Origin of the sequence: Geomonas edaphica (assembly GCF_004917075.1) — a bacterium.
Classification (GTDB): Bacteria; Desulfobacterota; Desulfuromonadia; order Geobacterales; family Geobacteraceae; genus Geomonas; species Geomonas edaphica.
On sequence record NZ_SSYB01000004.1, the window covers coordinates 262,697 to 289,196 of the forward strand.

27 protein-coding genes are annotated in these 26,500 nt (G+C 61.7%); 5 read left to right on the top strand and 22 right to left on the bottom strand.

Annotation, left to right across the window (positions count from 1 at the left end; all coding sequences use genetic code 11):
• Nucleotides 1-63: 63 nt before the first annotated feature.
• Together E8K79_RS11915 and E8K79_RS11920 are read right to left on the bottom strand one after the other, a co-directional pair.
• Nucleotides 64-513: a Fur family transcriptional regulator gene (locus tag E8K79_RS11915; RefSeq protein ID WP_136514939.1), complete on the bottom strand. Its 450-nt coding sequence runs from the start codon at nucleotides 511-513 to the stop codon at nucleotides 64-66.
• A gap of 262 nt (nucleotides 514-775) precedes the next feature.
• Nucleotides 776-1,225 (bottom strand): DNA-processing protein DprA, encoded by a 450-nt coding sequence (locus E8K79_RS11920; protein ID WP_136514940.1) that lies wholly within the window; start codon nucleotides 1,223-1,225, stop codon nucleotides 776-778.
• Between the two features lie 177 nt (nucleotides 1,226-1,402).
• Between E8K79_RS11920 and E8K79_RS11925 the strand changes: the two genes are divergently transcribed.
• Nucleotides 1,403-1,849: an Hsp20/alpha crystallin family protein gene (locus tag E8K79_RS11925; RefSeq protein WP_136514941.1), complete on the top strand. Its 447-nt coding sequence runs from the start codon at nucleotides 1,403-1,405 to the stop codon at nucleotides 1,847-1,849.
• Nucleotides 1,850-1,880: 31 nt separating this feature from the next.
• Nucleotides 1,881-2,279 carry an Hsp20/alpha crystallin family protein gene (locus E8K79_RS11930; RefSeq protein WP_136514942.1) on the top strand — a complete coding sequence of 133 codons (399 nt, stop codon included), beginning with the start codon at nucleotides 1,881-1,883 and terminating at the stop codon, nucleotides 2,277-2,279.
• A gap of 94 nt (nucleotides 2,280-2,373) precedes the next feature.
• On the opposite strand, the gene E8K79_RS11935 is transcribed toward E8K79_RS11930, so the two are convergent.
• From E8K79_RS11935 to trxB, 5 genes are all read right to left on the bottom strand, one after another.
• Complete coding sequence (locus E8K79_RS11935) at nucleotides 2,374-4,002, bottom strand: methyl-accepting chemotaxis protein (protein ID WP_136514943.1); 1,629 nt, start codon at nucleotides 4,000-4,002, stop codon at nucleotides 2,374-2,376.
• 102 nt (nucleotides 4,003-4,104) lie between these two features.
• Nucleotides 4,105-5,103 (bottom strand): YhdH/YhfP family quinone oxidoreductase, encoded by a 999-nt coding sequence (locus E8K79_RS11940; protein WP_136514944.1) that lies wholly within the window; start codon nucleotides 5,101-5,103, stop codon nucleotides 4,105-4,107.
• Between the two features lie 205 nt (nucleotides 5,104-5,308).
• Nucleotides 5,309-6,589, bottom strand: a complete 1,281-nt coding sequence (locus E8K79_RS11945; protein WP_136514945.1) for a GGDEF domain-containing protein — start codon at nucleotides 6,587-6,589, stop codon at nucleotides 5,309-5,311.
• A gap of 273 nt (nucleotides 6,590-6,862) precedes the next feature.
• A complete protein-coding gene (locus tag E8K79_RS11950; RefSeq protein WP_136514946.1) occupies nucleotides 6,863-8,389 on the bottom strand; it encodes a YifB family Mg chelatase-like AAA ATPase in 1,527 nt (508 codons plus the stop codon).
• Nucleotides 8,390-8,512: 123 nt separating this feature from the next.
• Nucleotides 8,513-9,466: a thioredoxin-disulfide reductase gene (gene trxB / locus E8K79_RS11955; RefSeq protein ID WP_136514947.1), complete on the bottom strand. Its 954-nt coding sequence runs from the start codon at nucleotides 9,464-9,466 to the stop codon at nucleotides 8,513-8,515.
• 208 nt (nucleotides 9,467-9,674) lie between these two features.
• On the opposite strand from trxB, the gene E8K79_RS11960 reads away from it, so the two are divergent.
• Genes E8K79_RS11960 through ilvA form a run of 3 tightly spaced genes read left to right on the top strand, consistent with a single transcriptional unit; the run spans nucleotide 9,675 to nucleotide 12,637 of the window.
• Nucleotides 9,675-10,364: a hypothetical protein gene (locus tag E8K79_RS11960; RefSeq protein WP_246037926.1), complete on the top strand. Its 690-nt coding sequence runs from the start codon at nucleotides 9,675-9,677 to the stop codon at nucleotides 10,362-10,364.
• Between the two features lie 46 nt (nucleotides 10,365-10,410).
• The gene (locus E8K79_RS11965) at nucleotides 10,411-11,412 is read left to right on the top strand and encodes a cation diffusion facilitator family transporter (RefSeq protein WP_136514949.1); all 1,002 of its coding nucleotides are present in this window, start codon (nucleotides 10,411-10,413) and stop codon (nucleotides 11,410-11,412) included.
• Nucleotides 11,413-11,428: 16 nt separating this feature from the next.
• Nucleotides 11,429-12,637 (top strand): threonine ammonia-lyase, encoded by a 1,209-nt coding sequence (ilvA, locus tag E8K79_RS11970; RefSeq protein WP_136514950.1) that lies wholly within the window; start codon nucleotides 11,429-11,431, stop codon nucleotides 12,635-12,637.
• A 42-nt stretch (nucleotides 12,638-12,679) separates the two neighbouring features.
• Here ilvA and recQ read toward each other — a convergent pair whose 3' ends face one another.
• The 15 genes from recQ to hisD all read right to left on the bottom strand — a co-directional run bounded on the left by recQ (nucleotide 12,680) and on the right by hisD (nucleotide 26,497).
• Nucleotides 12,680-14,491 (bottom strand): DNA helicase RecQ, encoded by a 1,812-nt coding sequence (gene recQ, locus E8K79_RS11975; RefSeq protein WP_136514951.1) that lies wholly within the window; start codon nucleotides 14,489-14,491, stop codon nucleotides 12,680-12,682.
• 82 nt (nucleotides 14,492-14,573) lie between these two features.
• Nucleotides 14,574-15,245 (bottom strand): TIGR04282 family arsenosugar biosynthesis glycosyltransferase, encoded by a 672-nt coding sequence (locus E8K79_RS11980; RefSeq protein ID WP_136514952.1) that lies wholly within the window; start codon nucleotides 15,243-15,245, stop codon nucleotides 14,574-14,576.
• Nucleotides 15,246-15,370: 125 nt separating this feature from the next.
• Complete coding sequence (gene folE2, locus E8K79_RS11985) at nucleotides 15,371-16,180, bottom strand: GTP cyclohydrolase FolE2 (RefSeq protein ID WP_135869310.1); 810 nt, start codon at nucleotides 16,178-16,180, stop codon at nucleotides 15,371-15,373.
• 10 nt (nucleotides 16,181-16,190) lie between these two features.
• The gene (gene queC / locus E8K79_RS11990; protein WP_135869309.1) at nucleotides 16,191-16,868 is read right to left on the bottom strand and encodes a 7-cyano-7-deazaguanine synthase QueC; all 678 of its coding nucleotides are present in this window, start codon (nucleotides 16,866-16,868) and stop codon (nucleotides 16,191-16,193) included.
• 65 nt (nucleotides 16,869-16,933) lie between these two features.
• The gene (rpoD, locus tag E8K79_RS11995; RefSeq protein WP_136514953.1) at nucleotides 16,934-18,685 is read right to left on the bottom strand and encodes an RNA polymerase sigma factor RpoD; all 1,752 of its coding nucleotides are present in this window, start codon (nucleotides 18,683-18,685) and stop codon (nucleotides 16,934-16,936) included.
• Nucleotides 18,686-18,737: 52 nt separating this feature from the next.
• Entirely contained in the window at nucleotides 18,738-20,492 is a 1,755-nt protein-coding gene (dnaG, locus tag E8K79_RS12000; protein WP_136514954.1) for a DNA primase, read from the bottom strand.
• A 13-nt stretch (nucleotides 20,493-20,505) separates the two neighbouring features.
• On the bottom strand, nucleotides 20,506-21,066 hold the full coding sequence (locus E8K79_RS12005; protein ID WP_246043815.1) for a CvpA family protein: 561 nt from the start codon (nucleotides 21,064-21,066) through the stop codon (nucleotides 20,506-20,508).
• A 117-nt stretch (nucleotides 21,067-21,183) separates the two neighbouring features.
• A complete protein-coding gene (locus E8K79_RS12010; RefSeq protein WP_129124734.1) occupies nucleotides 21,184-21,627 on the bottom strand; it encodes a GatB/YqeY domain-containing protein in 444 nt (147 codons plus the stop codon).
• A 9-nt stretch (nucleotides 21,628-21,636) separates the two neighbouring features.
• The gene (rpsU, locus tag E8K79_RS12015) at nucleotides 21,637-21,834 is read right to left on the bottom strand and encodes a 30S ribosomal protein S21 (protein ID WP_011940832.1); all 198 of its coding nucleotides are present in this window, start codon (nucleotides 21,832-21,834) and stop codon (nucleotides 21,637-21,639) included.
• Nucleotides 21,835-21,964: 130 nt separating this feature from the next.
• Nucleotides 21,965-22,291, bottom strand: coding sequence for a phosphoribosyl-ATP diphosphatase (locus tag E8K79_RS12020; protein WP_135869306.1), 327 nt, complete (start codon nucleotides 22,289-22,291; stop codon nucleotides 21,965-21,967).
• 55 nt (nucleotides 22,292-22,346) lie between these two features.
• Nucleotides 22,347-23,105 (bottom strand): imidazole glycerol phosphate synthase subunit HisF, encoded by a 759-nt coding sequence (gene hisF / locus E8K79_RS12025; RefSeq protein ID WP_135869305.1) that lies wholly within the window; start codon nucleotides 23,103-23,105, stop codon nucleotides 22,347-22,349.
• Between the two features lie 54 nt (nucleotides 23,106-23,159).
• Complete coding sequence (gene hisA, locus E8K79_RS12030) at nucleotides 23,160-23,888, bottom strand: 1-(5-phosphoribosyl)-5-[(5-phosphoribosylamino)methylideneamino]imidazole-4-carboxamide isomerase (RefSeq protein WP_136514955.1); 729 nt, start codon at nucleotides 23,886-23,888, stop codon at nucleotides 23,160-23,162.
• 52 nt (nucleotides 23,889-23,940) lie between these two features.
• A complete protein-coding gene (gene hisH / locus E8K79_RS12035) occupies nucleotides 23,941-24,564 on the bottom strand; it encodes an imidazole glycerol phosphate synthase subunit HisH (protein WP_136514956.1) in 624 nt (207 codons plus the stop codon).
• Between the two features lie 12 nt (nucleotides 24,565-24,576).
• On the bottom strand, nucleotides 24,577-25,164 hold the full coding sequence (gene hisB, locus E8K79_RS12040) for an imidazoleglycerol-phosphate dehydratase HisB (RefSeq protein ID WP_135869302.1): 588 nt from the start codon (nucleotides 25,162-25,164) through the stop codon (nucleotides 24,577-24,579).
• A 43-nt stretch (nucleotides 25,165-25,207) separates the two neighbouring features.
• A complete protein-coding gene (gene hisD, locus E8K79_RS12045) occupies nucleotides 25,208-26,497 on the bottom strand; it encodes a histidinol dehydrogenase (protein ID WP_136514957.1) in 1,290 nt (429 codons plus the stop codon).
• Nucleotides 26,498-26,500 lie beyond the last annotated feature (3 nt).

Consider the following 26,500-nt stretch of genomic DNA (forward strand, 5'->3'; position numbering starts at 1 on the left):
TGACACTGCATATGTGCGGTGAAACAGGGATGACGGTTATGCTATGACCGTATGGCCGGACTTTCAGCCCGACTGTGTCAGGCAGCGGCTGCACACACCGCGCAGTTCGATCTTCAGCGCCTCCACCGTAAAGCCCATGCTGCGGGCGACCGCCAACTGACGCTCCTCGATGGAGCTGTTGTCGAATTCGGTGACAGTGCCGCAGTCGCTGCAGACCAGGTAGTCATGCCGTTTGCCGTGCCCCGCGAGTTCGTAGCGGGTGAGCCCGTCGCCCAGGCTGAATTCCCGGGCGATCCCCGCGGCGGCGAAGAGCCGCAGCGCCCGGTAAACGGTCGCATGCCCTATGTGGGAGTGCTTGCTGCGCAAGATAAGGTACAGCTCGTCCATATGAGTGGGGCGATCAAGGTCCACGAACGCATCCAAGATCAGGTTGCGTTGCAGGGTCGCCTTGAGCCTTTTCTTGGTGAGAAAAAGGTGGAACTGCTCTTTCACCTTCTGTTTTTTCTGCGTCACTACCGCCTCGGTTTAAAGGAGGCTTCCCTCCCGGCATTCAAATACAATGACATCCACTTTCATTGAAGACGCAAAAGCTCACAGAGCTGGAACGTCTTCCATCACGACCGCTCAGCTACAGGCAAAACCTGACTGTAAATCGGTTATTTGATGCGATGCTCGGGTGGGATCATGCGTTGGTTTTGAAAATTGAATTCGTTTATAAAGGAGGGAGTCAGAGTTGTCAATATTTTTATTTTTAGAATTCTCAGAGGGTGCGCTGCTAGAGCAGGACGATCTTGTCGGGATAATCCATACACAGCCGCTCCAGGCTCCCGCCGGACGCGACATGCGCTATGACAATAGAGTCGGCCAGGTCAGCCATCAACAGGTTGCGCTGATAGCATTTCGACTCGCAGGAATGGCTGACGCTCTGCGCGTAGCGGGAGATGACCAGCAGGCGTCCGGCGTCGATCGCCCCCTCCCATTCCGGGGCCAGCCTGTTAAGCCCCCGCGCCATCGCGATGATGACGGGCTGGGCGCCCTGCAACAGCCTGCAGAGCACCTCCTTCTCCACCGGGGAGTGATACCCCGAGATTACGCAGGTCCCCGCCTCGCGCTGCTCGTCCGCCCACCGATAAGCCCTCTCCGCCGCCTCCCGGGGAAAGCGCCGTGAACACAGAAAAGCGATCTTGTGCAGTTTCAGTAATTCCGCGTTACCCACCGAGTGCATGTGCCACCCCCTTTGGCTTGATGCGGTGAGTATACCGCACCCCGCATGGGCGCGCCCCTCCGCAAGCAGCCGGACGAGCGTCATTTTCCGTGCCGGGCACCCCCTTGACACCGCAAAATTGATGATTATTTTAGGCGCAGAAACGGATCACACCGATCACGAAAGGAGGTATTCCACATGGCAAGTTGGGATGTTTTCAGAGAGCTGGACAACCTTAGGAGAGAGATTGACGAAGCGTTCCGTGGCGTAGGCTTCAGCCGGCCGTTTGGACCGACGTTCCTTTCCCCGACGACCGCCCGTCGCTTCCCTATGGTGAATTTCAGCGAGGATGAGGGGAGCGTGTACGTGCAGGCGTTGATCCCGGGCGTCGACCCGAAAGACGTCGATCTCTCCGTGCTCAGGAACACGTTGACCATCAGCGGCGAGCGCCAGCCCTTCGCGGAAGTGAAGGGGATCATCCACCGCACCGAGCTAGGCTCCGGCAAGTTCAGCCGCACGCTCGAGCTCCCGGTCGACATCGACCCGAACAGGATCACCGCTCAGTGCAAGGACGGCATCATGACCGTCACCATGGCCAAGGCGGAACACGCGAAACCAAAGAAAATCGAGATCAAGCTATCGTAACGATAAATCAATGACGAAGGAGGTCATGACTATGGCACCCAACAGCTTGACGGAAAGAAACGACGCAATGAACGTACAGCCCCGTGAGGAGACGAGGTCCAACGAGAGGTTCATACGCCCCGCAGTCAACATCATCGAAACGGAGGAAGGCCTTTTCGTCACCGCCGACCTCCCCGGTGCGGCGAAGGACAGCATCGACGTGAACGTGGAGAAAGGGGTGCTCACCATCAGCGCACCCGCGGAAGCCTCCATGCCAGGGACCCCGGCCTACCGCGAGTTCGAGCTGGGCAGCTACTTCCGGCAGTTCACCATCCCGGAAACCCTCGACCACGGCAAGGCGAAGGCCGATTTCGTTAATGGCATCCTGACCCTGCGCATACCGAAGGCCGAGATCGCGAAGCCGCGGCGCATCGAGGTGCAGGTGAGCTGAGAAAAGGTAGGAGACAAAAGATGCAAAGAGGGCCGCTCACGCGGCCCTTTTCGTTTCGAGTTTTCCCTTGATGCGAAGGCCCGCTGCAGGTGCCTCAGGTGCGGAACTGCCGCATCAGGCCGAGCAGTTCCTCCGCCTGCTGCGCCAGGCCGGAAGCCGCGGAAACCGATTCCTGCGCGCCCCGCGAGGTCTCGTTCACTACTGTGGTGATCTGCTGGATGTTGCTCGAGATCTCCCCGGTGGTCGCCATCTGCTCCTCTGCCGCGGTGGCGATGTGGCTCACCTGGGTGCTCACGGCGTCCACCTGGGCGAGGATCATCTGCAGCGACGCCTCGAGCTGGGCCGCCGCCGTTGCTTCCTGCTCGGCGCCGCGCACGCCGTTTTCCATGAGCACGATGGCGGTCTTGGTCTCGTTCTGTATCGCCTTGATCATGTCGCCGATCTCCTTGGTGGCGCGGGTGGTCCGCTCGGCAAGCGCGCGCACCTCGTCGGCCACGACGGCGAAGCCCCTACCCTGCTCGCCGGCCCGCGCCGCTTCGATGGCGGCATTGAGGGCGAGGAGGTTGGTCTGATCGGCGATATCCTCGATTGTCGCCACGATGGCGCCGATCTGGTCGGAACGCTCGGCAAGCGACTCGATGTTCTTCGAGTTCGCCCGCGCCTCTTCACCACGCTGCCGGATCCCCTGAACGGTACGCTGCACCACCTGGAAACCTTCCTCGGTGGTTGCCGCCGCGTCGCGGGCGCTGGTGGCGGCAAGGTGGCAGTTGTGAGCTATGTCCGCAGACGTCGCAGCCATCTGCTCGCTGGCCACGGAGACGGTGGTCGCCTGGGCTGCGACCTCTTCCGTCCCCACGGAGATCCGTTCCGCGCTCCCCCTCAGCACGTTTGAGGCATCGAAGAGGCGCTGCGCCGTTTCGGACAGGCGCCCGATCACCCCCTTGAGACTCTTCGTCATAGTGGCGAAAGCCCCGCCCAGATGACCGATCTCGTCGTCGGAGGAGCACTCGACGTCGACGTTCAGATCACCCTGTGCGATCTGCTCAGCCTTCACCGCGAGATCGCGCAGAGGCGTGCTCATCAGGTAGGCGATGACGTACGCCATGCCCATGCCGATCACGAGGCAGGCCGCCAGGGCAACGATCACCCATTTGCGCGCCCCGGAACTGCTTTGGTCCATGGTCGCGGTCTCAGCAACGGTCTGCTTGACCTGCACCTCCATGAGCTCGTCGAGCGCCTTCAGCGCGGCATTGAAATGGGTGCTTGAGGCGCCGCGGATCAGGGTGCCGGCCTCGACGTCCTTGTTCGCCTGGGCCAGTGCGCTGATCTTCGGATCCTCCGCGAGGTAAAGCGTCAACTCCTCGGAAAACTTGTCAAAGAGCCGCTTTTCATCGGCGCTGTCCATGAGCTTGCCGAAGCTCACCATCTCGCCTTTCAGTTTCTCCTGCATTTCGGCGTTTCTCTTGACGTACTTCTGCACATCCTTCGCGTCATCCGACACGATCTGGAGCAGTTCACCGCGCCGATAGCTCCCGAAGTAGTCCTTGATCTTCGAGATCGAAAGCAGGCTCGGCATCTGACGCTGTGCGAGATTGCCGGCGTAGTTGCCGATGGACCCGAGCCTGAAGATGGTGAATCCCCCCAGGATGGCGGTGAGAAACAGGAGGATGAGGAACGATAAAACAAGCTTCGTGCGAATGGAGGAATCTCTGAACCACTGCATACGGCCTCACTTTTGCGTCACCGCGGCGTCGCCCGGGACCAAGTCTTGACTAGATGCCTGATTTATCGACAGACTCCGGAGCTGCTTGAGAGGAAAATCCGTTCACAACCTCACCACGACCCTCCCCCTGACACCTCCTTGCAGGATCAGCCCGATCTTCTCCTCTAGTCCGTCCAGCGTCACCTCGGTCGCCATGCTATCGAGCATTTGCGGCTCCCAGGGCCCGGCCAAGCGGCGCCACACCTCCTGCCTCGGGACCGAAGGGCAATGCGAAGAGTCGATGCCGATGAGTGTCACGGCGCGAAGGATGAAGGGATGAACGTTCACCGGGAGCTCGGCCGAGCCTACCAGGCCGCAGCAGGTGACGGTCCCCCCGTAGCGCGTCGACTTAAGCACCGCGGAGAGGGTCTCTCCCCCCACCACGTCCACCGCCCCGGCCCAGCGCTCCTTCATCAGGGCGCGCTCCACTCCCGCGGTCACCTCCTCGCGGGAAATGACCTGTGCCGCACCCAACTCCTTGAGAAACGCCTCGTCAGCCGCCTTGCCGGTAGCCGCCACCACCCGGTAACCCGCCTTGGCGAGGATGCTGACCGCGATGCTCCCGACGCCGCCGGTCGCCCCGGTGACGAGGATCTCGCCGCTTTCCGGCCTCACCCCCGCCCACTCGAGCTTCAATACCGAGAGTCCCGCGGTGAACCCCGCAGTCCCAAGCATCATGCTCCGGCGCAGGGAAAGCCCCTGCGGGAGGTGCACCGCCCACTTCGACGGAACCCTTATGTACTCCCCCCAGCCGCCATCGGTCTCCATCCCGAGGTCGTACCCGGTAACGATCACCTCGTCTCCCGGCGCGAAGGCGTCATCGCTGCAGGAAACAACCTCCCCCACGGCATCGATCCCAGGGGTGTGCGGGAACTGCCTGGTCACCCCCGGATGCCCCGTGGCCGACAGGGCGTCCTTGTAGTTGAGCGAGGAGTAGCGCACCCGCACGAGGAGTTCCCCCTCGGGGAGATCGTCCACACGGCGTTGCGCGATGCTCCTGGTAAAAGAGCCGTCCGGCGCCTTCTCGACCACCAGCGCCTTGAACCGTACCTCCGAATCCATGCCTGCCTCCTATCCGACCGCCGCTCCGCCTGCCGGTTGGTAACGACTGAGCGCTCGTCTGCGAAGATGAATTGTCGTCCCCTTTTAGACTCATGAATGATAATGGTTCAGGCGGCAAGGTCAAGCGAGTGGGAAAGAAGCTGGGAAGGGAAAAAGCAGGGGCGACAAGGACGCACCCAGAAGGAGGAAGGAAGGCTAATTGTCTTTATACGGCAGCATGGGAATAGGCCTTGGGGGAGCAATGCTCTTCACCCTCCCAGCAGACGACACGGTTTCTACCCTTCGTTTTGGCACGGTACAGTGCCTTGTCCGCCGCCTCGACAAGATCCAGCCTGTTGGCTTCCCGCAGCGGCGCCATGGACGCCACTCCTGCGCTGATGGTCACCACCTCCGCGGCCTCGGAATGGCCGTGGGTGGTGTTGAGCGCCTCGACCGCGCGCCGGCAATCTTCGGCGACGGCTGCCGCCTCCTCCAGTGCGAGCCCAGGCAGAAGCAGCACGAACTCCTCACCGCCGTAACGTGCAGCGGTATCGGCCGAGCGCCGGGCATGGGCGCCGATGGCGTCGGCCACCGCCTTCAGACAGTTGTCTCCGGCCTGATGTCCGTAGTTGTCGTTGAAGTTCTTGAAGAAGTCGATGTCGAGGAGGATGAGTGAGATCGGCATCTCGGTACGCATAGCGCGCGCCCACTCCTGGTCGAGCATGACCTCGAAGTGCCTGCGGTTGCCGAGGTTCGTCAGGGCATCGGAAATCGACAGGCGTCGCAGCTCGAGGGTCGCCTTCTGGAGCTGGCGGTTTTCGTGCTCCAAGAGGTTGGCGTTCAGGAAGTCGCGGCGCAGGTAGTTCTCCATGAGGGAGTTCGAGAAGGCGCCGATGATGATGGTTGCCACGATGCTGAAGCTGTTCTGGATCAGGATGGTTTCATCGGTCTTGTTGATGAAGATCGCCACCGCCTCGTAAGCGAGCGTGGTCGCCACCGCCCAGCTGACAGCGTAGCGGAGCCTGAGACTCACGAAGGTGAAGGCGCCCATGATGAGGAGCAAGAGGCCGGAGTAGTAGTAGTTCTTGGCGGGGGTCGGGTCGAAGTAGACCATCCCGACGATGCCGAGGCTTCCCACCAGCATCACCAGCCAGAGGACCGGCTGGGTGAAGCGTCTCAGGTGGGCAGAATAGGTGAAGGCGAGACCGGCAAGGACAGTGGGGCAGACGATGGCGTACCTGATGGTCCACATGTGCGCCCGGTCGGCGGGCAAAAGCATAAGGTCGACGACCCCGAACACCGCGTAGAGCATGAGGCCCGTGAGGAGGGCGACCCGCACGTGCTTCAGTGTTTTTTCGCAGTAGTACCTGTCGAAGGTGGACTCCAGCGGTTCCGGGAAGCGCGCGGAGCGGAGTCCCCCCTCTCCCAGCGCTTTCTTCGCTGCGGCAACCATCTCCATTTCAGGATTCGGTTCGACCATGTGCACGTTTATGTCTATGTTATGCATAGCTCACTCACAGGCGCAGCTTAGGAAAGTACCAAAATTGCAATGAACTGTCATAAACGACAGCTAACAGTATACCAGCCGCCCCCCATACGCAACCATTGATGCATTCACATCGTGTGAGTTCAGTCACATAAATACGTGAAATCAGCAAATACACGACCTAAAGAGCTCTTTGGGGCATTTTCCCATCCCAAAGATTTTCACGCCCGATCGCAGAAGGGGACTGGCTCCGTAGGTGCCAGTCCCCCTTTTCCGTCTCACGGCAGTCAGCGTTCAGGTCTTCCGGTCCAGGCTGCGGTACTGGATCGCCTCGGAGATGTGGTGCTCCTGGATATTCTCGACGCCCTCGAGGTCGGCTATCGTCCTTGCCACCTTGAGGATCCTCGTGTAGCTCCTGGCACTAAGGCCGAGGCGATCGGTAACCACTTCCAGCATGCGGTTTCCCGCCTCATCCGGCTCGCAGAACTTGCGGATCATCCTGGCGGTCATCTGCGCATTGCTCCTGACGCGTGTTCCTTTGAAGCGCTCCTTCTGGACTTCCCGCGACCTCAACACGCGCAGGGCGATCGCCGCCGAACTCTCGGTCTCGCCACGGTCCGCCAGGTCGCGGTACTTGACGGCGGGCACCTCGATGTGGATGTCGATCCGGTCCAGGAGCGGCCCGGAAACCCTGGAACGATAACGGTGGATCATGAGCGGCGTGCACGAACACTGATGCACAGGGTCGGAGAGGTAGCCGCAGGGGCATGGGTTCATGGCGGCGACAAGCATGATGCGGGAGGGATAGGTGACCGAGGAGAGCGCGCGGGAGATGGTGACCCGGCCGTCCTCCATGGGCTGGCGCAGCACCTCGAGGACGTGCTGCTTAAACTCGGGGAGCTCATCCAGAAAGAGCACCCCGTTGTGGGAAAGCGACACCTCGCCGGGCTTCGGGGTGTTGCTGCCGCCGATCAGCCCCACGTCGGAGATGGTGTGGTGCGGGGAGCGGAAGGGACGGGTGGAAATGAGCGCGTGGTCCCGCTCCAAAAGCCCCATGACGCTGTAGACCTTGGTCGTCTCGATCGCCTCCTCGAAAAGCATGGGGGGGAGGATGGAGGGGATGCGCCGCGCCAGCATGGTCTTGCCGGAGCCGGGCGGGCCGATCATCAGGAGGTTATGACTTCCGGCCGCGGCCACCTCGAGGGCGCGCTTCGCGTGCTCCTGACCGCGCACTTCGCTGAAATCGTCGCCGGGGTCACCTCCCTGGCCGAAGAGGGCGTCGATGTCGGCGCGGTAAGGGACGATGTCCCGGTTGCCGTTCAGAAACTCCACCACCTCGGCGAGTTCCGTCACGCCGATCACATCGACCCCCTCGACGACACCTCCCTCGGCAACGTTCTCGGCGGGGATGATGATCCCGGCGAGCCCCGCCTCACGTGCGGCGACGGCGACGGATAGACAGCCCCGGACCGGCTTCACGCCGCCGTCTAGCGACAGCTCGCCCAAGAGGATGTAGCGCTTCAAAAGCCCTTCCTTGATGACGCCGGTGGCGGCGAGGATGCCGATGGAAATGGGGAGGTCGAAGGAGGCTCCCTCCTTCCTTACGTCTGCGGGGGCGAGGTTGACGGTGATCTTGCGGTTGGGGAAATCGTAGCCGGAGTTCTTGAGGGCGGCCTTGACGCGGTCCTTGCTTTCTTTGACCGCGCCGTCGGGTAGGCCGACGGTGGAGAGTTGGGGAAGCCCCTGGGCGATGTCCACCTCGACGTCGACGAGAATGGCATCTATACCCACAAGCGCGCTGGAAAAGACCTTGGCAAGCATGAGAACCCCCAACTGAAGGTGAAGGGTGAGTTCCTGCGGTGGCTGCGGTGGTGCGCTGCTTCTGGTTCGGCGACCCTCTTGCCTTCTCCCTCCCCCCGGAAGGGGAGGGAAAAGGAAGGGTAATTAGGCTTTCAGCATTTCGAGGTAGCGGTCGGCGTCGAGAGCTGCCATGCAGCCTGTGCCGGCCGAGGTGATCGCCTGCTTGTAGTTTCTGTCCTGCACGTCACCGGCGGCGAAGACCCCCGGGGTGCTGGTCGCGGTGGAGTTACCTTCGTAACCGCAGGCGGTGCGGATGTAACCCTCGTCCATGTCGAGCTGCCCCTCGAAAAGATGGGTGTTCGGCTGGTGTCCGATGGCGATGAAGCAGCCATGCACGTCAATCACCTTGTCCGAACCGCTCTTGTGGCGCAGGCGAACTCCGGTCACGCCGGACGCGTCCCCCAGCACCTCTTCCAGCTGATGGTTCCACTCGATGGTGACGTTGCCGCCGTTCTTGGTCTTCTCGATCAGCCGGTCGGCGAGGATCTTCTCGGCGCGGAACTTGTCCCTTCTGTGCACAACGGTCACATGGCTTGCGATGTTGGAGAGGTAGAGCGCCTCCTCGACCGCGGTGCTGCCGCCGCCGATTACGGCGACCGGCTTATTGCGGTAAAAGAAGCCGTCACAAGTGGCGCAGGCGGAAACGCCCTTACCTTTAAAGGCGTGTTCAGTCGGAAGCCCCAGGTATTTCGCCGAGGCGCCCGTGGCGATGATCAGGGCGTCGCAGGTGTACACGCCGCTGTCCCCTTCGAGGACGAAGGGAGGCTTCATCACCTGTGCCTTGTTGATGTGGTCGAAGATGAACTGGGTACCGAAGCGCTCGGCGTGCTGGCGCATCCGCTCCATGAGATCGGGGCCCATGACCCCTGCAGCATCGCCCGGCCAGTTATCCACATCAGTCGTCGTCATCAACTGCCCCCCCGCCTGCAGCCCGGTAATGAGGACGGGGTTCAGGTTCGCACGCGCCGCGTAGATCGCTGCGGTGTAGCCCGCGGGACCTGATCCTAAGATGATGAGACGATGGTGCATCGGTTCCATTTGTAAAAACCTCCGACTGAAATTTAGCCCGAAAGATAGCAGTATATATTCAAAATTGCAAGGTACCACACCGCTAACGCATTGACCCGCATAGTCAGCTCTGTTAAGATTCAGGGCATTGTTCCGTATAATGAAAAGGAGGCGAATTGTGAAAAAAATCGTAGCTTTACTTGCATTATCCCTGTCCATTTTTGGGGGCACCCAGGCCATGGCCAGAGATATAAACTTCTCCAGCGCCATCTCCCAGAAAGCCTTCAAGGACCTTACCAGGGAGGCGGGTGCCGCCCTCTCCTACCGTAATACCGCACCCGCGGAGCCGCTCGGCATCACCGGTTTCGACGCCGGGATAGAGGTTTCGGCAATCGACATCAGCGGCAGCGGCTACTGGGAAGCAGCCTTCGGCAACGATGCACCGTCGTACCTCGTTATTCCGAAACTGCGCGCAAGGAAGGGGCTTCCCTTCGGCATCGATGTCGGCGCCATGTACTCTTATGTTCCCGACTCCAACATCAAGCTCTGGGGCATCGAGGTGAGCAAGGCGATTCTGGAAGGGACCGCTGCGACGCCGGCGCTCGGCGTACGCGCCACCTACACCAGGCTCTCCGGCGTCAGCGATCTCGACCTGCAGACCACGGGGATCGACGCCTCCATCAGCAAAGGGTTCCTGTTCCTCACGCCGTACGCCGGCGTGGGCGGGGTATGGGTGAACAGCGAGGCAAAGGGTGACCTGAAGGCCATGGCGGCCGCCGCGGGTGCCCCGCTCGACACGGAAAATGTGTTCCAGCCGCGCATCTTCGGCGGCGTAAAGATCACTCCGTTCCCGCTTCTCGGCATTACCGCCGAGGTCGAATACCAGGAGCGCCCCATCTACTCGCTGAAGGGAGCCATTAGCTTCTAACTACTGCACCAGGGGGGGGCTTTAGCCCCTCCCGCCGGGGTACACCATGCACGCCCACGCCGACACCCATCTCGACCAGAGCATCACCGGACGCTTCAAGTACGCCATAGTCCTCACCTCGCTGACCCTGGTGGCGGAACTGGTCGGAGGCATCTGGACCAACTCGCTCGCACTCCTCTCCGACGCGGCGCACGTGTTCCTCGATCTCTTCGCCCTGCTCCTCTCCTTGGGTGCCATCAAACTCGCCTCCTACCCGGTCAGCGACACCCGCACCTTCGGCTGGCACCGCACCGAGGTCTTCGCCTCCTTCATCAACGGCAGCACCGTCTTCATCATCGCCGGCATCATCTGCTACGAGGCGGTCGGCCGTTTCATGCATCCCGAGGCGGTGAAGAGCCTGGAGATGCTGATCATCGCGGCAGTGGGCCTGGTTGCGAATCTGCTCGCCGCCAGCGCCCTTCACTCGCATTCCCACGACGACCTCAACGTGCACAGCGCATTTTTGCACGTGATCGGGGACGCGGCGGCCTCAGTCGGCGTCATCGTCGGCGGCATCGTCATGTACTTCACCAACTGGTACCTTCTCGACGCCATCATCTCCATGGGCATCGGCTTCATCATCTTTTGGGGCTCGTGGCGCGTCATGCGGGAATCGGTGCACATCCTGCTGGAAGGGGTGCCGCGCGGGATAGACGTGAACCAGGTGGCTGTCGCCATCAGCGAGGTGGATGGGGTCGAAGAGGTGCATCACCTGAACATCTGGACCATCTGCTCCCACATCATCGCGCTCTCCGCGCACGTGGTGGTTCCGGAGCAGTACCAGGACGAACACGACAAGATCATCGGCAAGATCGAGGAGAAGCTCTTCCAGCACTTCCACATCTCCCACACGACGCTGCAACTGGAAAAGACCCGCTGCACCGAGGTGCAGGGTGCGAAACAGTTCCGGCACCGGCCGCGCGCCTCCGCGGTAGCGCACGCCCATGCTCACCCGCACCAGCACCCGCACGGTAGCTGCTCGGGGCACCATCACGACCATACACATTGATTGGACGGTAGACTAGATGCTTGATTACGAATTGATCCTCGACGCGGCCCAGCGGCTCAAGAAAAGGGTGCGTCGCACGGAACTGATCCACGCCCACCACTTCAGCGAGCGGCTCGGCTTCCCCCTCTATTTCAAATGCGAAAACCTGCAGCGCACCGGCGCCTTCAAGATACGCGGCGCGCTCAACTTCATGACGGCACAGCCGCGCGAGGCTTTAGCCGGCGGCGTGATCACCGCCTCGGCAGGTAACCACGCCCAGGGTGTCGCCTTCTCCGCCGATCTGCTCGGCGTGAAGGCGGTGGTCTACATGCCGGAGAGCACGCCGCCCCAGAAGGTCTTCGCCACCCGCGATTACGGCGCGGAAGTCGTGCTGGAGGGGAAGAATTTCGACGACGCGTGTGCCGCAGCGCTAAGGCAGGCGGAAAAGACCGGGGCCCTCTTCGTGCACCCCTTCAACGATCCCCTGGTCATGGCGGGTCAGGGGACCATCGCTCTCGAGATCCTCGAGGATATACCGGACGTGGCGAACGTGCTGGTACCGATCGGTGGGGGCGGTTTGATCGCGGGGGTCGCGCGTGCCATCAAGGAGACGCATCCCCATGTCAGGGTGATCGGCGTGGAATCGGCAGCGGCCCCTTCGATGCGTCATGCCGTGAAGGCGGGCGAAGTCGTCACCATCCCGATCAGGGCGAGCCTTGCCGACGGCATCGCGGTGAAGACGGCAGGGAGCGATGCCTTTCCCGTTGTGAAGGAGTACGTCGACGAGATCGTGCTGGTGGACGAGGAGGAGATCGCCCTTGCCATCGTCTCGCTCATGGAGCGGAACAAGCTGATGGTGGAGGGGGCCGGTGCGGTGGGCCTTGCGGCACTTCTGAACGGTAAGGTGAAGAAGCTTTCCGGGAAGACGGTGGCGCTTCTTTCGGGAGGGAACATCGACGTGAAGACCATCGCGGTGGTGGTCGAGCGCGGTCTATTGGCGGCGGGGCGCTACCTGAAGCTGAAGGTAGAACTGGACGACGTGCCGGGCGCCCTGGCGCGGCTCGCCTCGGAGATCGCCGAGGCGCGGGCCAACATCTCCATCATCACCCATGACCGGCGCTCCGAATCGTTACCGATCGGAAAGACCGAGGTGCTGGTTGAACTGGAAACGCGCGGTGCCGAGCACATCCAGGAGGTGACCCGTCACCTGGGCAAGTGCGGATACCAGATCGAGGTCATGAGGTAACCTGCTCCGGCTGCCGCAATGCCAGTTGCGGCGGCCGTTTACTCAATCGTCGCCCTGCGACTCCCCCGCCTGTCCGTGTTCCTTTACCACCCGTAAAAACGCATCGCCGTAGCGCGCCAGCTTGTGCTGCCCCACGCCGGTTATCTTCAAGAGCTCCCACTTGTCCCTGGGCATCTGCGCCGCCATCTCGGCAAGGGTCGCATCGGGGAAGACGACGTATGGGGGCACCTGCTGCTCGTCCGCGATATGCTTGCGCAGCTCCCGCAGCTCCTGGAAGAGCGCGCCATCGTAGCTCGGCTTCTTCGCCGCGCTCTTCTTCTCGACCACCCTCGTGTCCCTGGGCTTCGCGAGCTCAAGCCTGACCTCACCCCGCAACAGGGGACGCGCCGATTCCGTCAGCTTCAGCACCGAAAAATTCGCCATGTCCTGCTCCAGGTAGCCAAGGTGTATCAGCTGGCGCAGAAGGCTCCCCCAGACATCCTGTGCATGGTGCTTCCCTATTCCGAAGGTGGAAAGGTGGTCGTGCTTCAGCTCCAGGATCCTCTGGTTCTGCGAGCCGCGCAGCACGTCGATGACGTGCCCCATGCCGAAGCGCTGCCCCACCCGGTAGACGCAGGAAAGCGCCTTTTGCGCGTCCTCGGTGGCGTCGAAGCGCTGGGGGGGACTCTCGCAAATGTCGCAGTTGCCGCAGTCGTGCTCCAGCTTGTCCCCGAAGTAGCCTAGCAGAACGCGGCGACGGCAGGTCTGCGCCTCGGCGAACCCCACCATGCAGTTCAGCTTGTGCAGCTCGATTCGGTTCTGCTCCTCGTTGCCGCCGTTGCCGATCAGCCCGCGGGCGACCGCGATGTCGCCGTAGCCAAAGAGCAGGAGCGCGTCGGCGGGAAGTCCGTCGCGTCCGGCACGGCCGGTCTCCTGGTAGTAACTCTCGATGCTCTTCGGCATGTCGTAGTGCACGACGAAGCGGACATTGGACTTGTCGATCCCCATCCCGAATGCGACGGTCGCCACCACGACCTTGACGTCGTCGCGCAGGAAGGCCTCCTGGACCTCGTGGCGCTCGCGGTCCGGCAGCCCCGCATGGTACGCCGCTGCCTTGACGCCGGCCTCGCAGAGTTTCCTCGCCACCTCCTCGACCCTTTTCCTCGAGAGGGCGTAGACGATTCCCGCCTCGTCCTTGCGGCTGGCGAGAAAACCCATCAACTGGCTGAAGGGCTTGTTCTTTTCCACGACGGTGTAGCGGATGTTCGGGCGATCAAAGCCAGTGAAGAAACAGGTGGCGTCCTTCAGCCCCAGGCGCGAGAGGATGTCGCCGCGGGTCTGCGCGTCGGCGGTCGCGGTGAGTGCAACCATCGGGATCTGCGGGAAGATCTCGCGCAGGATGCCGAGCTGGGCGTACTCGGGCCGGAAGTCGTGCCCCCACTGGGAGACGCAGTGCGCCTCGTCTATGGCGAAGAGGGAGATGTCGAGGCTCTTGATCCGCTCGATGAAACCGTCGGAAAGAAGCCGCTCGGGTGCCACGTAGAGGAGCTTCAGCTCGCCCGCGTGCAGCTCGGCCAGGACGCGGCGCGCCTCGGCCTCGCCAAGTGAGGAGTTGTAGCAGGCGGCGGCGATGCCGTTTTCCCGCAGCGCGTCGACCTGGTCCTTCATCAGCGAGATCAGGGGGGATACCACGATGGCCGTGCCGGGAAGGCAGAGGGCGGGGACCTGGAAGCAAAGCGACTTGCCACCGCCGGTCGGCATGAGCACGAAGGCGTCCCTGCCGGAGATCACCGTATCCACGATCTCCTGCTGCCGGGGACGAAAGGCCTTGTAGCCGAAGATATCGTTCAGGATCTGTATGGGGGAGAGTGGCATGGTCAAGCCTTTTGCAGGCGGGGAAGTTTTGCCGGCCGCATAGATGAAAACAGGTATGGGGACCTTGTCAAGCCGTGGCCGGTCAGAGGGCGCCGGCCGCCGTCGGAGGGGCGAGGTCGAGTCCGGCGATAAAGGCCTGAGTCCTGACGGCCCCGTTGGCCGGGTCCATGAGGTCCGGGCGCAGCAGGTCCTCGTAGCAGTCCAGGTCATGCCAGGGGGGAAGCAGCGGGGCGGAGAACCCGGAGGACTTCGCCTGCACGAGGCTCTTCTCAAGCACCTTCTCGGTGGACCAGGGGATGTCCCGAAACAGGGAACTGTACCCTCCCCGCAAGCCGACCAGGTAGTAACCGCCGTCCCCCGCCGGGCCGAACACCGCATCACTCCCCTGCTCCAGCGCCCTGAAGGCCTCCTCGATGTAAGAGACGGGAAGGTCCGGGGCATCGGTGCCGATCACCACGCAAGGCCCGTAACCCATCGACCTGAGCGTATCGCAGGCATGCTCAAGCCTCGTGCCGAGACCGCCGGCTGCCTGGGCAACCAACGTCACTCCCGGCGCCGTCTCCCTGAAGAATGCGGATTCCCCGTCGTGAAAGAGGATCTTTTCGGCGTCAAGCGCCGCCACCCGCTCCAGGGTGTCCAGGAGCATGCAGCGGTAAAGGTCGGCGGCCTGCTGTGGCGACAGGGACGGAGACAGACGTGTCTTGACCTTTCCGGGGAGTGGAGTTTTGGCGAAGATGGCGAGCGCGCGTTTCATTAGATGCGTAAACCTTAAGCAGGTTAAATGAAGGATTAAAAGCTAGGGTTGTCCACAGTTTTCCGGCTTATCAACAAAGTTATCCACAGCATGGCAAGTCAAGTCGTTGACTTGCCCGCCGAGGATTATCGCTTGTCGCGTTCGATGGCGGCGTAGGCGGAGTGCTTGTGGATCGACTCGAAGTTTTCTGCCTCTATGGAAAACCACGTGATGTTTTCCATAGATAGCAACCGCACCGTCGCCTCGCGCACCATATCCTCGACGAAACGCGGATTCTCGTAGGCCCGCTCGGTGACGAACTTCTCGTCCTCCCTTTTCAACAGGGAGTAAACCGGCGAGGAACCGCACTCCTCGATCACCTCGATCAGGTCCTCGATCCAGATGAACTCGCTGTAGCGCACCTGCACCGTCATGATGGAGCGCTGGTTGTGGGCGCCGTAGCTCGAGAGTTCCTTGCTGCAGGGGCAAAGCGAGGTGACCGGCACCTTGATCCCGAGCACGAAGTCGAACGTGTCGGAAAGGGACGCGCTGAAGGTGCAGGTGTACTCCATGAGGCTCTTCGCCTTGGACACCGGTGCCTTTTTCTCTACGAAATAGGGGAACTCCATCTCCAGGTGCGCGTTCGATGCGCCGAGCTTCTCCTTCATGGTGGCGAGGATCAGTTCGAGCTTGTCGAGGGCGATCTCCTCCCGGTACTTGTTCAGGATCTCCACGAAACGGCTCATGTGGGTGCCCTTGAAGTGGTGCGGCAGGTCGACGTACATGTTGATGCGGGCGATGGTGTTCTGGAACTTCTTGTTCTTGTCCATCACCACGATGGGATAGGAGACGTCCTTCACGCCAACCTTGCTGATCGGGATGTTGCGGGTGTCGCGGGTCAGCTGCACGTCGGTGAGTGGTTGCGCTTCTTTATTCTGATCGGTCACTTTGCTCATGCCTTTTTCCTCAGCGCTTCGCGTAGCGGACCGGGTCGGTCACGCCCAATTCCGCGAACCCTTTCAGGCGCAGGCGGCAGGAGTCGCACAGGCCGCAGGAGGCGCCGTCCTCGGTCGGATCGTAGCAGGAATGGGTCTTGCCGTAATCGACGCCCAGGGTGAGCCCGGTCCTGATGATCTCGGCCTTGCTTAAACTGATGAGAGGGGTGTGGATGGTCATCTTCTTTCCTTCCACGCCCGCCTTGGTGGCGAGGTTCGCCATCGTCTCGTACGCCGCGATGTATTCCGGGCGGCAGTCGGGGTAGCCCGAGTAGTCGAGCGCATTCACGCCGATGAAGATGTCGAAGGCACCCAACGTCTCAGCCCAGCCGAGTGCGAAGGAGAGGAAGATGGTGTTCCTCGCCGGTACGTAGGTGACCGGGATCTCTTCACCCACCCCTTCCTTCGGGACCGCGATGTCGGAGGTGAGGGCGCTGCCGCCCATCATCCTCAGGTCGAACTCGACCAGCATGTGGTCCACGGCCCCCATGGGGCGCGCGTTCTGCTTGCATACCGCCAGTTCGTGCTGGTGGCGCTGGCCGTAGCTGAAGCTCATGGCGTAGGGCTCGAAGCCCTGGTGCCTGGCGATGGCCATGCAGGTCGTTGAATCAAGTCCGCCGCTGTAAAGGATTACTGCTTTTTTCTTCATCACGTACCTCTGTGTTCTTTTCAAAAAGAAAGGCCGCGCCGGCGATTCCGGTGCGGCCTTGTCGACTACTCCACGAAGCTCTTCAGCTTCTTCGCCCGGCTCGGGTGCCTGAGCTTCCTGAGCGCCTTGGCCTCGATCTGCCGGATCCTCTCGCGGGTGACTTCGAAGTCCTGACCCACCTCTTCCAGGGTGTGGTCGCTCTTCTCGCCGATCCCGAAACGCATCCTGAGGACCTTCTCCTCACGCGGCGTCAGGGTTGAGAGCACGCGGGAGGTCTGCTCGGAGAGGTTCGCCTTGATGACCGCCTCGAGGGGGGATACGACACCCTTGTCCTCGATGAAGTCGCCAAGATGGGAATCCTCCTCCTCGCCGATCGGGGTCTCCAGGGAGATCGGCTCCTTGGCGATCTTCAGGACCTTTCTCACCTTGTCCAGCGGCAGCGCCATGCGCTCGGCGATCTCCTCCGGGGAGGGCTCGCGGCCGATCTCCTGGACCAACTGGCGGCTGGTGCGGATCAGCTTGTTGATGGTCTCGATCATGTGCACCGGGATACGGATGGTGCGGGCCTGGTCCGCGATGGCGCGGGTGATGGCCTGACGGATCCACCAGGTGGCGTAGGTGGAGAACTTGTAGCCGCGCTGGTACTCGAACTTGTCCACCGCCTTCATGAGGCCGATGTTCCCTTCCTGGATCAGGTCGAGGAACTGCAGACCGCGGTTCGTGTACTTCTTGGCGATGGAAACGACCAGGCGGAGGTTCGCCTCGACGAGCTCGCTCTTCGCAAGCTTCGCCTTGTGCTCCCCTTCCTCGATGGCGAGGAGGGCGTTGGCGAGTTCGCTCGCCTTGAAGCCCGACTCCTGCTCGATCTTCTTGAGCTTCGCCTCGCTGGAGCGGTAGCGCTTCTCGAGCTTCTGCCCCTCCTCGAGGGTCATGTTCATCTTCTTGGAGAAGTCGGCCTCGGAAGCCCCCTTGAGGCTCTCGAACGCGGGGAGGAAGACGTCCTTGACGGTGCTTGTTTCCTTCTCGAGCTCGGCGATCTCCTGCATCACGGTGTCGACCTTGCAGGAAAGCTCCTTCAGACGCTGGGCGATCTTCTCGATGTGGCGGTCTTTCAGGCGCAGCGACTTGAGGGTCTCGGCCATCTTCACCTTCAGCTCGCCGTGCTCTGCGTTGAGCGCCTCGCTCTCCTTGGCGGAAACCTTCCCTTCGAGCGTGGTCTGGATCTGCTCCATGCGCTGGGACATCTCGCTGATCTCGTCGATGATGCCGAGCACGCGCAGGGCCTGAAGATCCTCTTCACCCTCTTCGAGGACCTCTTCCTCGACGTCCTTGGAGATCTCGATGGCGCCGATCTGCAGCTTGCGCAGACGCTCGCCCAGGTTGATGACCTCGCGCACGGTGATGGGGGTGTTCAGGATGACGCTGGCGACGTCGCGCTCGCCCACCTCGATCCTCTTGGCGATCTCGACTTCGCCCTCGCGGGTAAGCAGGGAAACGGAACCCATCTCGCGCAGGTACATGCGCACGGGATCGCTGGTGCGGCCGAGGGTGCCGGGCTCGAACTCGACTTCCTCTTCGTTACCTTCGTGCTCTTCCTCTTCCTCGAGGTCCATCTTGATCTTCGGGATCTTCACCTTCTGGGCGGAGTCCACGATCTCGATGTCCATATCGCCGAACATGCTCATCACGTCGTCGATCTGGTCGGAAGAGACGATGTCGGGCGGAAGCAGGTCGTTCACTTCCTCATAGGTGAGGAAGCCTTTTTCCTTGCCCAGGTCGATGAGCTGTTTCACTTCGTCCATGCTTTTCTTGGCCATTTACCACGCTCCGCTACAGCTTGAATCCAGCTCCGCTACCGCTTGAATCCTACTATAGTAATTTCGATTTTTTATTACGCAACCGCTCAAGTTCAGCCAGGATCTCCAGGTAGCGCGGAGAATCCGGATCGACCGTGGCAAGCTCCCTCGCCAGGGCCTTGCCGTCCCCCTTGAGCGCCCTCCGTTCCAGAGCCTGGCGGCACTGCTCGAAGGCCTTGACCGGGTCAAGGTCCTCGAGGTGCGCGTCCTCCACGAACAGTGAGTAGAGACGGCTTCTTTCCTCGTGCGATTCGATCTGTTCCAACAACAGGGGGAGATCGAGTTCCCCGTCCTCAGGCTGCGCCAGGATGGACTCGGCGAGCTTTAGGTGGCTGGCGCTGAAGAGCTTATCGGCGCCGTGCTCCCGAACTTTTGACACTACTTCGGGGTACTTCACCATCAGGGTCAAAAGCACCTCTTCGGTGCCGATTTTCTGCGGCGCCCCCTTCTGCGGGGGACGCGGGGCCTGCCGCGCGGGGATGCCGACCTTCTTGAGCAGCATGGCCCGGTCTATGCCGAGGGCCCGGCAGATCTCCTTCTCGTAAAGCCCGCGCTCCACCGGATCAACGATCTTTTGCAGCCTCGGGGAGACCTCGTTCACGAAGGCGACCTTCCCCTCCACGCTTCTCACGTCCAGGCGCTTTAAAAGCCCCTTGTAGAACGACTCGAAGATGGGAAGCGCCTTGTCCAGAAGCGGCTGGAACGCCTCGCCCCCCTCGCGGTTGATGAAGGTGTCAGGGTCGTCTCCCGAGGGAACCTCGACCACCCGTGCCGGGAACGCCTCCTCCAGGAAGAGTTCCATGGAGCGGACCGTCGCCTTGCGCCCGGCCTCGTCGCCGTCAAAGAGCATGAAGGTGCGGTCGGCGTAGCGGCGCAAAAGCTTTACGTGCGGCTGGGTCAGCGCGGTGCCGCAGGTGGCGACCACGTTGGTGAACCCCGCCTTGTACAGCGCCAGGTGGTCGAAATACCCCTCGACGACGATGGCGCTTCCCTTTTCCCGCATCCCCTTCTTGGCCAGGTCGACCCCGAAGAGGACCTCGCTTTTGCGGTAGATGATGGATTCGGGCGAGTTGATGTACTTGGGGAGCGCGTCGTCCATGACCCTCCCCCCGAAACCGATCGGGCGTCCGTGCAGATCGGCTATGGTGAAGAGGAGACGGTTTCGGAAGGTGTCGTAGTAGCCGTCCTTCCCTTCCCGCTTCCTCAGTAGTCCCAACTTCTCCGCATCCGCCGCGGCTATTCCCTTTCTCTGCAGATAGCGCGTGAGGCTGTCCCACCCTGCGGGGGCGAACCCCATGCGGTAGACGGCGGCAATCTCCGGGCTCACCCCGCGTTTCTCCAGGTAAGCCCTTCCGGCAGCCCCCGCCTCGTCCGATTCCAGCACGCCGCGGTAAAACTCGCAGGCCAGCTCGTTGATCCGGTAGGCCTGTTCCTGCTCGTCGACCTTGCGCTTCTCTTCCCTCGTCAGGGGGCGTTCCGGAATCTCGACGCCGACCCTCTTGGCGAGGAACTTGACCGCCTGCGGGAAGGAAAGTCCCTCGATGCGCATGACGAAGTCGAAGGCATTTCCGCCCACGCCGCAACCAAAGCAATGGAAGATGCCGCGCGCCGGGTTCACGTTGAACGACGCAGTCTTCTCGCCATGGAAGGGACACATCCCCTGATAGTTCGCCCCGGACTTCTTGAGGCTCATGTAGTCGGAGATTACCTGGAGGATGGGAGCCCTCTCGCGTACCTCCCTGACCTTGTCGTCCGGTATCATCGACACTGCTGCGGATCCTTTATTTCTTATGCGCTCCGTGCGAGGCCTGCGCTCCGGGTGTCGCGCTCCCGTTTTCTTTAGCCTTATCCGCGGCACTTCTCGCCACGGCACCTTCCCAGCCTGCCGCTATGTCCGCTCCCGTCGTGGCGAAGGCGGCCGCGGTCTTCGAACTTCCGATCCACACCTTCACCTTCTCCGGCATCGGCTTCGTCGTGGCGAGGTACAGGATCACGCAGAGGATGAAGCCTCCCTGCAGGAAGCCGAACACGATGCCGCCGGCCCGGTTGATCCCGCCCAGGAGCATGACCTTGAGGACGACGGTTAGCAGATGCCCGAGGAAATAGAAGAGCATGCCGAGCAGCATGAAGATGAGGAGGAACGCCAGCGGCTGCGCCACCTGCGGGGGGAGGTTGATGAAATGCCTGATCCCCAGACTGAGAGAGGAATAGTATCGGAAGGCGGCCCAGCCGCCCGTGACGAGCCCCAACAGGGAACAGGCCTCGCGGACCAGCCCCTTAGAGAATCCCTTTGCCACGAAGAAAATCAGTACGACCCAGATAAGGATGTCGAGAAGGATCATGCAAACACCTGGTCAGCAGCCACAAAGCAAAAGAAGGGGGAATCGCTGCGATTCGCCCCTACTCATGACATCCGAACCCGCTGAAGTTCCCCCGGGAACGAGTCCCGGGGATTCTTTTCACGCGAGTTTTTCCTTCACAACTTCGCTCACCAATTTACCATCTGCACGGCCGGCGACCTGGGGCTGGATGGTCTTCATGACCTTGCCCATATCCTTGCCGCCGGTAGCGCCGACTTCCGCGATGACTTTCATCACCAGGGCTTCCAGCTCTTCCCGTGTCAGCTGCTGGGGGAGGTAGCCCATAAGGAGCGCGAGCTCCGCTTCCTCTTTATCCACCAACTCCTGCCTGCCTGCTTCCTTAAAGAGTCGGATGGATTCCCTGCGCTGCTTGCAGAGGGTAACGATGGTTTCGGTGATCTCGCTATCGTTCAGTTCACGCCTGAGTTCGATGTCGCGGTTTTTCACCGAGGAGAGTACCATGCGGATCGTTGATAAACGCAGGGTGTCGCGACTTTTCATCGCCTCCTTCAGTTCCGCGTTAAGTCTCTCCCTCAGTTGCATGAAACCCTCTTAGTCGACCATCTTGCGCTGTTTTTTCAGAGCGCGTTTGCGAGCAGCGATAGCCTTTTTCTTCTTCTTGATGCTCGGCTTCTCGTAGTGCTCTCTTTTACGGACCTCAGAAAGGATCCCGGCTTTTTCACACTGCTTTTTGAATTTCTTCAGTGCAAGCTCAAACGGTTCAGCTTCTTTTACCTTTACTCCCGGCATTCATATTCCCCCCCCTTCTCTAGCAAGATTTACAAACTTTGTGGGTACGGGCCGGCAGACAATATTCAAGGAACCAGCAATATACCATTGCCGTCTTTTTTGTCAAGGCAATTGTGCCAGGGTGGAACAGTTATCCGCGGGAGTTTTTCTCTTCTATGCCGGACATGCCGAAGCGACGCCTCAGCTCTGAGTACACCTCTTCCGGATCTATGTCATAGAAGCCGAGCAGAACGAGGCTGTGGAAGATAAGGTCGGCGGTCTCATAGACGATCTCCTCGCGCTTGCCCCCCTTGCCTGCGATGACCACCTCGGTCGCTTCCTCGCCCAGCTTCTTGAGGATCTTGTCGATTCCCTTGGCCATGAGGCTCGCCGTGTAGGAGTTCTCGCTCGGGTTAGCCTTCCTCTCCTGGATGACGCGGTAGACCGCGGCGATGATGTCGTCTTTAGGATCTTGCATCATTTACTCCTATGGTAACAGCCCCCCCGCCCCTTGCGGGAGGGGGAGAGAGAATCTAGAGCCTTACCGGGACGCCGCGGCCGCGGAGGTAGGTCTTCGCCTCTTCGATGGTGTACTCGCGGTAGTGGAAGATGGAGGCGGCGAGGCAGGCGCTAGCACCCGCTTCGGTGAAGCCGTCGTAGAGATGCGAAAGCCCGCCGACACCGCCGGATGCGATCACCGGGATGCTGACCGCATCGACCACGGCGCGGGTGAGCGGCAGGTCGTAGCCGTCCTTCGTGCCGTCGCGATCCATGCTGGTGAGGAGGATCTCTCCGGCACCGAGCTCTTCCATGCGCTGCGCCCACTCGACCGCGTCGATACCGGTCGGGTTGCGGCCTCCGTGGGTGTAGACTTCCCAGCCGCCGTTGGCCTTGGAGCGCGCGTCGATGGCGACCACGGTGCACTGCGAACCGAACTTCTCCGCCGCCTCGTTCACGAACTCGGGACGGTGTACCGCCGCCGTGTTGATGGAGACCTTGTCCGCCCCGGCGTTCAGAAGGCGCCGGATGTCGTCCACGGTGCGCACCCCGCCGCCGACGGTGAGCGGCATGAAGACGCGCTCCGCGGTGCGGCGCACAACGTCGATGATGATGTCGCGCTCGTCCGAGGAAGCGGTGATGTCGAGGAAGGTGAGTTCGTCGGCGCCCTGCTGGTCGTAAAGCTCGGCGATCTCGACCGGATCCCCCGCGTCGCGCAGGCCGAGGAACTGGACCCCTTTCACTACCCGCCCACCCTTCACGTCAAGGCAGGGGATGATTCTCTTAGTCAGCATCTGGAACTCCGGATAACTTATTCCCCCTCCCCTTGCGGGCGGGGGTAGGGGTGGTTACCGCCTCTTGGTCAGCGCGATGGCTTCCGCGAGGTTGATGGCGCCGGAATAGATGGCCTTGCCGGTGATGACGCCGGTGACGCCGGAGGACTCGATGGCGATGAGGTTCTCGATGTCCTTAAGCGAGGAAAGGCCGCCGGACGCGATCACCGGGATGTTGATCGACTCGGCCAGTGCCTTGGTCGCCTCGATGTTCGGTCCCTGCATCATGCCGTCGCGGCTGATGTCGGTGTAGATGATGGCGGAGACGCCGTCACCCTCGAACTGCCTCGCGAGCTCGGTTGCGGTGATGCCGGTTACCTCGGCCCACCCCTGCACCGCTACCATGCCGTTCTTGGCGTCGATGCCGACCACGATCTTGCCGGGGAACTTGGCGCACGCCTCTTTTACGAAGGCGGGATTGCGCTGCGCCGCGGTGCCGATGATGACCCGGCCGATGCCGAGGGAAAGATAGGCTTCGATGGTGGCTATGTCGCGGATGCCGCCGCCCAGTTGGGTCGGGATGGTGACGGATTTGACGATGGACTCGATGGCGGTGCGGTTCTTCGGCTCGCCGGCGAAGGCGCCGTCCAGGTCGACGATGTGGAGGATCTCGCCGCCCTGGCGCTGCCACTCGGCCGCCTGCGCACCCGGATCGTCGTTGAAAACGGTGTCCTTCTCCATCAGCCCCTGCTCAAGGCGCACGCAGCAGCCGTTTTTCAGATCTATTGCCGGAATAATGATCATTTCAATTCCTCATCGATATTTCAATATTCACTCGCCATCCACGCTCCGGGACCTACTTCATCGCCGCGAAGTTCTTCAACATCGCGAGCCCCTTATCCTGCGACTTCTCGGGGTGGAACTGGGCGGCGACGACGTTGTCGCGCCAGATGGCGGCGCAGAAGTCGATGCCGTAATTTGTGGTCGCCGCGACGACGCTCTCATCCTCGGGCTTTACGTAGTAAGAGTGCACGAAGTAGACGTTGGAGCCGCTGTCGATCCCGTTGAAGAGCGGGGAGGGACGCTTGACGTCGAGCTGGTTCCACCCCATGTGCGGGACCTTCAACTCCTCGCCGGCCTCCTGCATCCCTTCCGGGAAGCGGAGCACCTTGCCGGGGATGACGTTCAGCCCCCTGTGGATGCCGAACTCCTCGCTCTCGGTGAAGAGAAGCTGCAGCCCAAGGCAGATGCCGAGGAAGGGCTTTCCTTCCTTGATGACCTTGAGGATCGGCTCGACGAAGCCCCCCTCCTCGAGGTTCCTGATGCAGTCGCGGAATGCGCCCACACCCGGTAGCACGACGCGCTCGGCGTCCAGGAGCACTTTGGGGTCGGAGGTGACGATGGCCTCGCAGCCGACCTTCTCGAACCCCTTCTGCACGGAGCGGAGATTCCCCATGCCGTAATCTATGATCGCGATCATCTCGTTCCTTCCTTAAAGCTTGCCCTTGGTGGACATGACCCCTTCAATACGGGAGTCCATCTGGGTGGCCATATCGAGGGCGCGGGCGGCGGCCTTGAAGCAGGCCTCGACGATGTGGTGCACGTTGTCGCCGTACATCACGTTCAAGTGGAGGTTCGCGCCGCAGTGGTTCACGAAGGCCTGGAAGAACTCGCGTACCAGCTCGACGTCGAAGTCGCCGATCTTCACCTTGGGAAGGTCGACGTTGTAGACCAGGTAGGGACGGCCGGAGAGGTCGGTGGCGACGCTCGCAAGGGTCTCGTCCATCGGAACGGTGGCCTGGCCGTAACGGCGGATGCCGCACTTGTCGCCGAGCGCCTCCTTGAAGGCGCTGCCGAGCACGATGCCGATATCCTCGACGGTGTGGTGGAAGTCGATGTCGATGTCGCCGTGGGCTTCGACCTTCAGGTTGAAGAGGCCGTGCCTGGCGAAGAGGTCCAGCATGTGATCCAGGAAGGGGACCGAAGTGCAGACCTGCGCCTCGCCCTTGCCGTCGATTTCGAGGGAGAGCTTGATCTGTGTCTCCCTGGTGATCCGTTCGATACTTGCCGATCTAGCCATGCCGCCTCCTTGCATGAATGTCAAAGCTGCAATGAATTGAAAATCAGTCTTCGAGCCTGAAGCTGACCGACCTGCCGTGGGCGTCGAGCCCTTCCAGCTTGGCGATCCTGACCACGTCCTCGCCGACCCGTTTCAAGCCACCCTTGGTGAAGTAGATGAGGGAGCTTTTCTTCACGAAGTCGTCCACGGAAAGGGGCGAGAAGAAGCGCGCGGTGCCGCCGGTGGGGAGGGTGTGGTTCGGTCCGGCAAGGTAATCGCCCGAGGCCTCAGGGGTGTAGTGCCCCATGAAGATGGCGCCCGCGTTGGTGATGAGCGGCATCACCTCGAAGGGGTTCTCCACGGCGAGTTCCAGGTGCTCGGGCGCGATGCGGTTGGAGAAGGCGACGGCCTCCTCGAGGTTGCCGGCCACGATGATGACGCCGAAGGACTCCCAAGACTTGCGGGCGATCGCCTCGCGTGAGAGTTCCTTCAACTGGCGCTCCACCTCGGCGGCCACCTTCTCACCGAAGGAGCGGTCCGTGGTGATGAGCACCGATGAGGCGAGCTCGTCGTGCTCGGCCTGGGAAAGGAGGTCGGCGGCAATGTGGACCGGGTTGCCGCTGCCGTCGTTGATGACGAGGATCTCGCTCGGGCCCGCGATCATGTCGATGCCGACCTGCCCGAAGACGAGCTTCTTGGCGGTGGCGACGTAGATGTTGCCCGGACCGGTGATCTTGTCGACCCTGGGGACGGTGGCGGTGCCGTAGGCGAGAGCCGCGACGGCCTGTGCGCCGCCGATGCGGAAGACGCGGTCGACGCCGGCGAGTTTGGCAGCCACCAGGACGTGCGGGTTCGTTTCGCCCCCCGGAGTCGGGACGACCATGACGATCTCGCCGACACCGGCGACCTTCGCGGGAACCGCATTCATGATGACGCTGGAGGGGTAGCAGGCCTTGCCGCCCGGCACGTAGATGCCGACCTTGGCGAGCGGGGTCACCTTCTGCCCGAGCATGATGTCGGTTTCCTCGGTGGAAAGCCAGGTCTGCTGCTTCTGCTTCTCGTGGAAGCGGGCGACCCGCTCGACAGCGACCTTCAGCGCCGCGAGGTCTCGCTCGTCGACCTGGGCGAAGGCCTTTTCGAACTCGGCATCGGTGATCTCGAGACCGGCGGCGTCGCACTCCAGGCGGTCGAAGCGATGCGTGTACTCAAGGAGCGCCTCGTCGCCGCGCTTGCGCACGTCCGAGATGATGCCGAGCACCACCTCTTCCACCTCGCGGCCCGACTCCTCGCCGCGCTCGACGATGGCGTCGAACTTCGCCTGAAAACCTGCTTCCCTAATGTCGAGGAACTGCATCTG

Coding starts and splice junctions, on each gene's coding strand:
- E8K79_RS11920 (WP_136514940.1), bottom strand. CDS start 1,225: ATGCACTCGGTGGGTAACGCGGAATTACTGAAACTGCACAAGATCGCT.
- E8K79_RS11925 (WP_136514941.1), top strand. CDS start 1,403: ATGGCAAGTTGGGATGTTTTCAGAGAGCTGGACAACCTTAGGAGAGAG.
- E8K79_RS11930 (WP_136514942.1), top strand. CDS start 1,881: ATGGCACCCAACAGCTTGACGGAAAGAAACGACGCAATGAACGTACAG.
- E8K79_RS11935 (WP_136514943.1), bottom strand. CDS start 4,002: ATGCAGTGGTTCAGAGATTCCTCCATTCGCACGAAGCTTGTTTTATCG.
- E8K79_RS11940 (WP_136514944.1), bottom strand. CDS start 5,103: ATGGATTCGGAGGTACGGTTCAAGGCGCTGGTGGTCGAGAAGGCGCCG.
- E8K79_RS11945 (WP_136514945.1), bottom strand. CDS start 6,589: ATGCATAACATAGACATAAACGTGCACATGGTCGAACCGAATCCTGAA.
- E8K79_RS11950 (WP_136514946.1), bottom strand. CDS start 8,389: ATGCTTGCCAAGGTCTTTTCCAGCGCGCTTGTGGGTATAGATGCCATT.
- trxB (WP_136514947.1), bottom strand. CDS start 9,466: ATGGAACCGATGCACCATCGTCTCATCATCTTAGGATCAGGTCCCGCG.
- E8K79_RS11960 (WP_246037926.1), top strand. CDS start 9,675: ATGGCCAGAGATATAAACTTCTCCAGCGCCATCTCCCAGAAAGCCTTC.
- E8K79_RS11965 (WP_136514949.1), top strand. CDS start 10,411: ATGCACGCCCACGCCGACACCCATCTCGACCAGAGCATCACCGGACGC.
- ilvA (WP_136514950.1), top strand. CDS start 11,429: ATGCTTGATTACGAATTGATCCTCGACGCGGCCCAGCGGCTCAAGAAA.
- recQ (WP_136514951.1), bottom strand. CDS start 14,491: ATGCCACTCTCCCCCATACAGATCCTGAACGATATCTTCGGCTACAAG.
- E8K79_RS11980 (WP_136514952.1), bottom strand. CDS start 15,245: ATGAAACGCGCGCTCGCCATCTTCGCCAAAACTCCACTCCCCGGAAAG.
- folE2 (WP_135869310.1), bottom strand. CDS start 16,180: ATGAGCAAAGTGACCGATCAGAATAAAGAAGCGCAACCACTCACCGAC.
- queC (WP_135869309.1), bottom strand. CDS start 16,868: ATGAAGAAAAAAGCAGTAATCCTTTACAGCGGCGGACTTGATTCAACG.
- rpoD (WP_136514953.1), bottom strand. CDS start 18,685: ATGGCCAAGAAAAGCATGGACGAAGTGAAACAGCTCATCGACCTGGGC.
- E8K79_RS12005 (WP_246043815.1), bottom strand. CDS start 21,066: ATGATCCTTCTCGACATCCTTATCTGGGTCGTACTGATTTTCTTCGTG.
- E8K79_RS12010 (WP_129124734.1), bottom strand. CDS start 21,627: ATGCAACTGAGGGAGAGACTTAACGCGGAACTGAAGGAGGCGATGAAA.
- rpsU (WP_011940832.1), bottom strand. CDS start 21,834: ATGCCGGGAGTAAAGGTAAAAGAAGCTGAACCGTTTGAGCTTGCACTG.
- E8K79_RS12020 (WP_135869306.1), bottom strand. CDS start 22,291: ATGCAAGATCCTAAAGACGACATCATCGCCGCGGTCTACCGCGTCATC.
- hisF (WP_135869305.1), bottom strand. CDS start 23,105: ATGCTGACTAAGAGAATCATCCCCTGCCTTGACGTGAAGGGTGGGCGG.
- hisA (WP_136514955.1), bottom strand. CDS start 23,888: ATGATCATTATTCCGGCAATAGATCTGAAAAACGGCTGCTGCGTGCGC.
- hisH (WP_136514956.1), bottom strand. CDS start 24,564: ATGATCGCGATCATAGATTACGGCATGGGGAATCTCCGCTCCGTGCAG.
- hisB (WP_135869302.1), bottom strand. CDS start 25,164: ATGGCTAGATCGGCAAGTATCGAACGGATCACCAGGGAGACACAGATC.
- hisD (WP_136514957.1), bottom strand. CDS start 26,497: ATGCAGTTCCTCGACATTAGGGAAGCAGGTTTTCAGGCGAAGTTCGAC.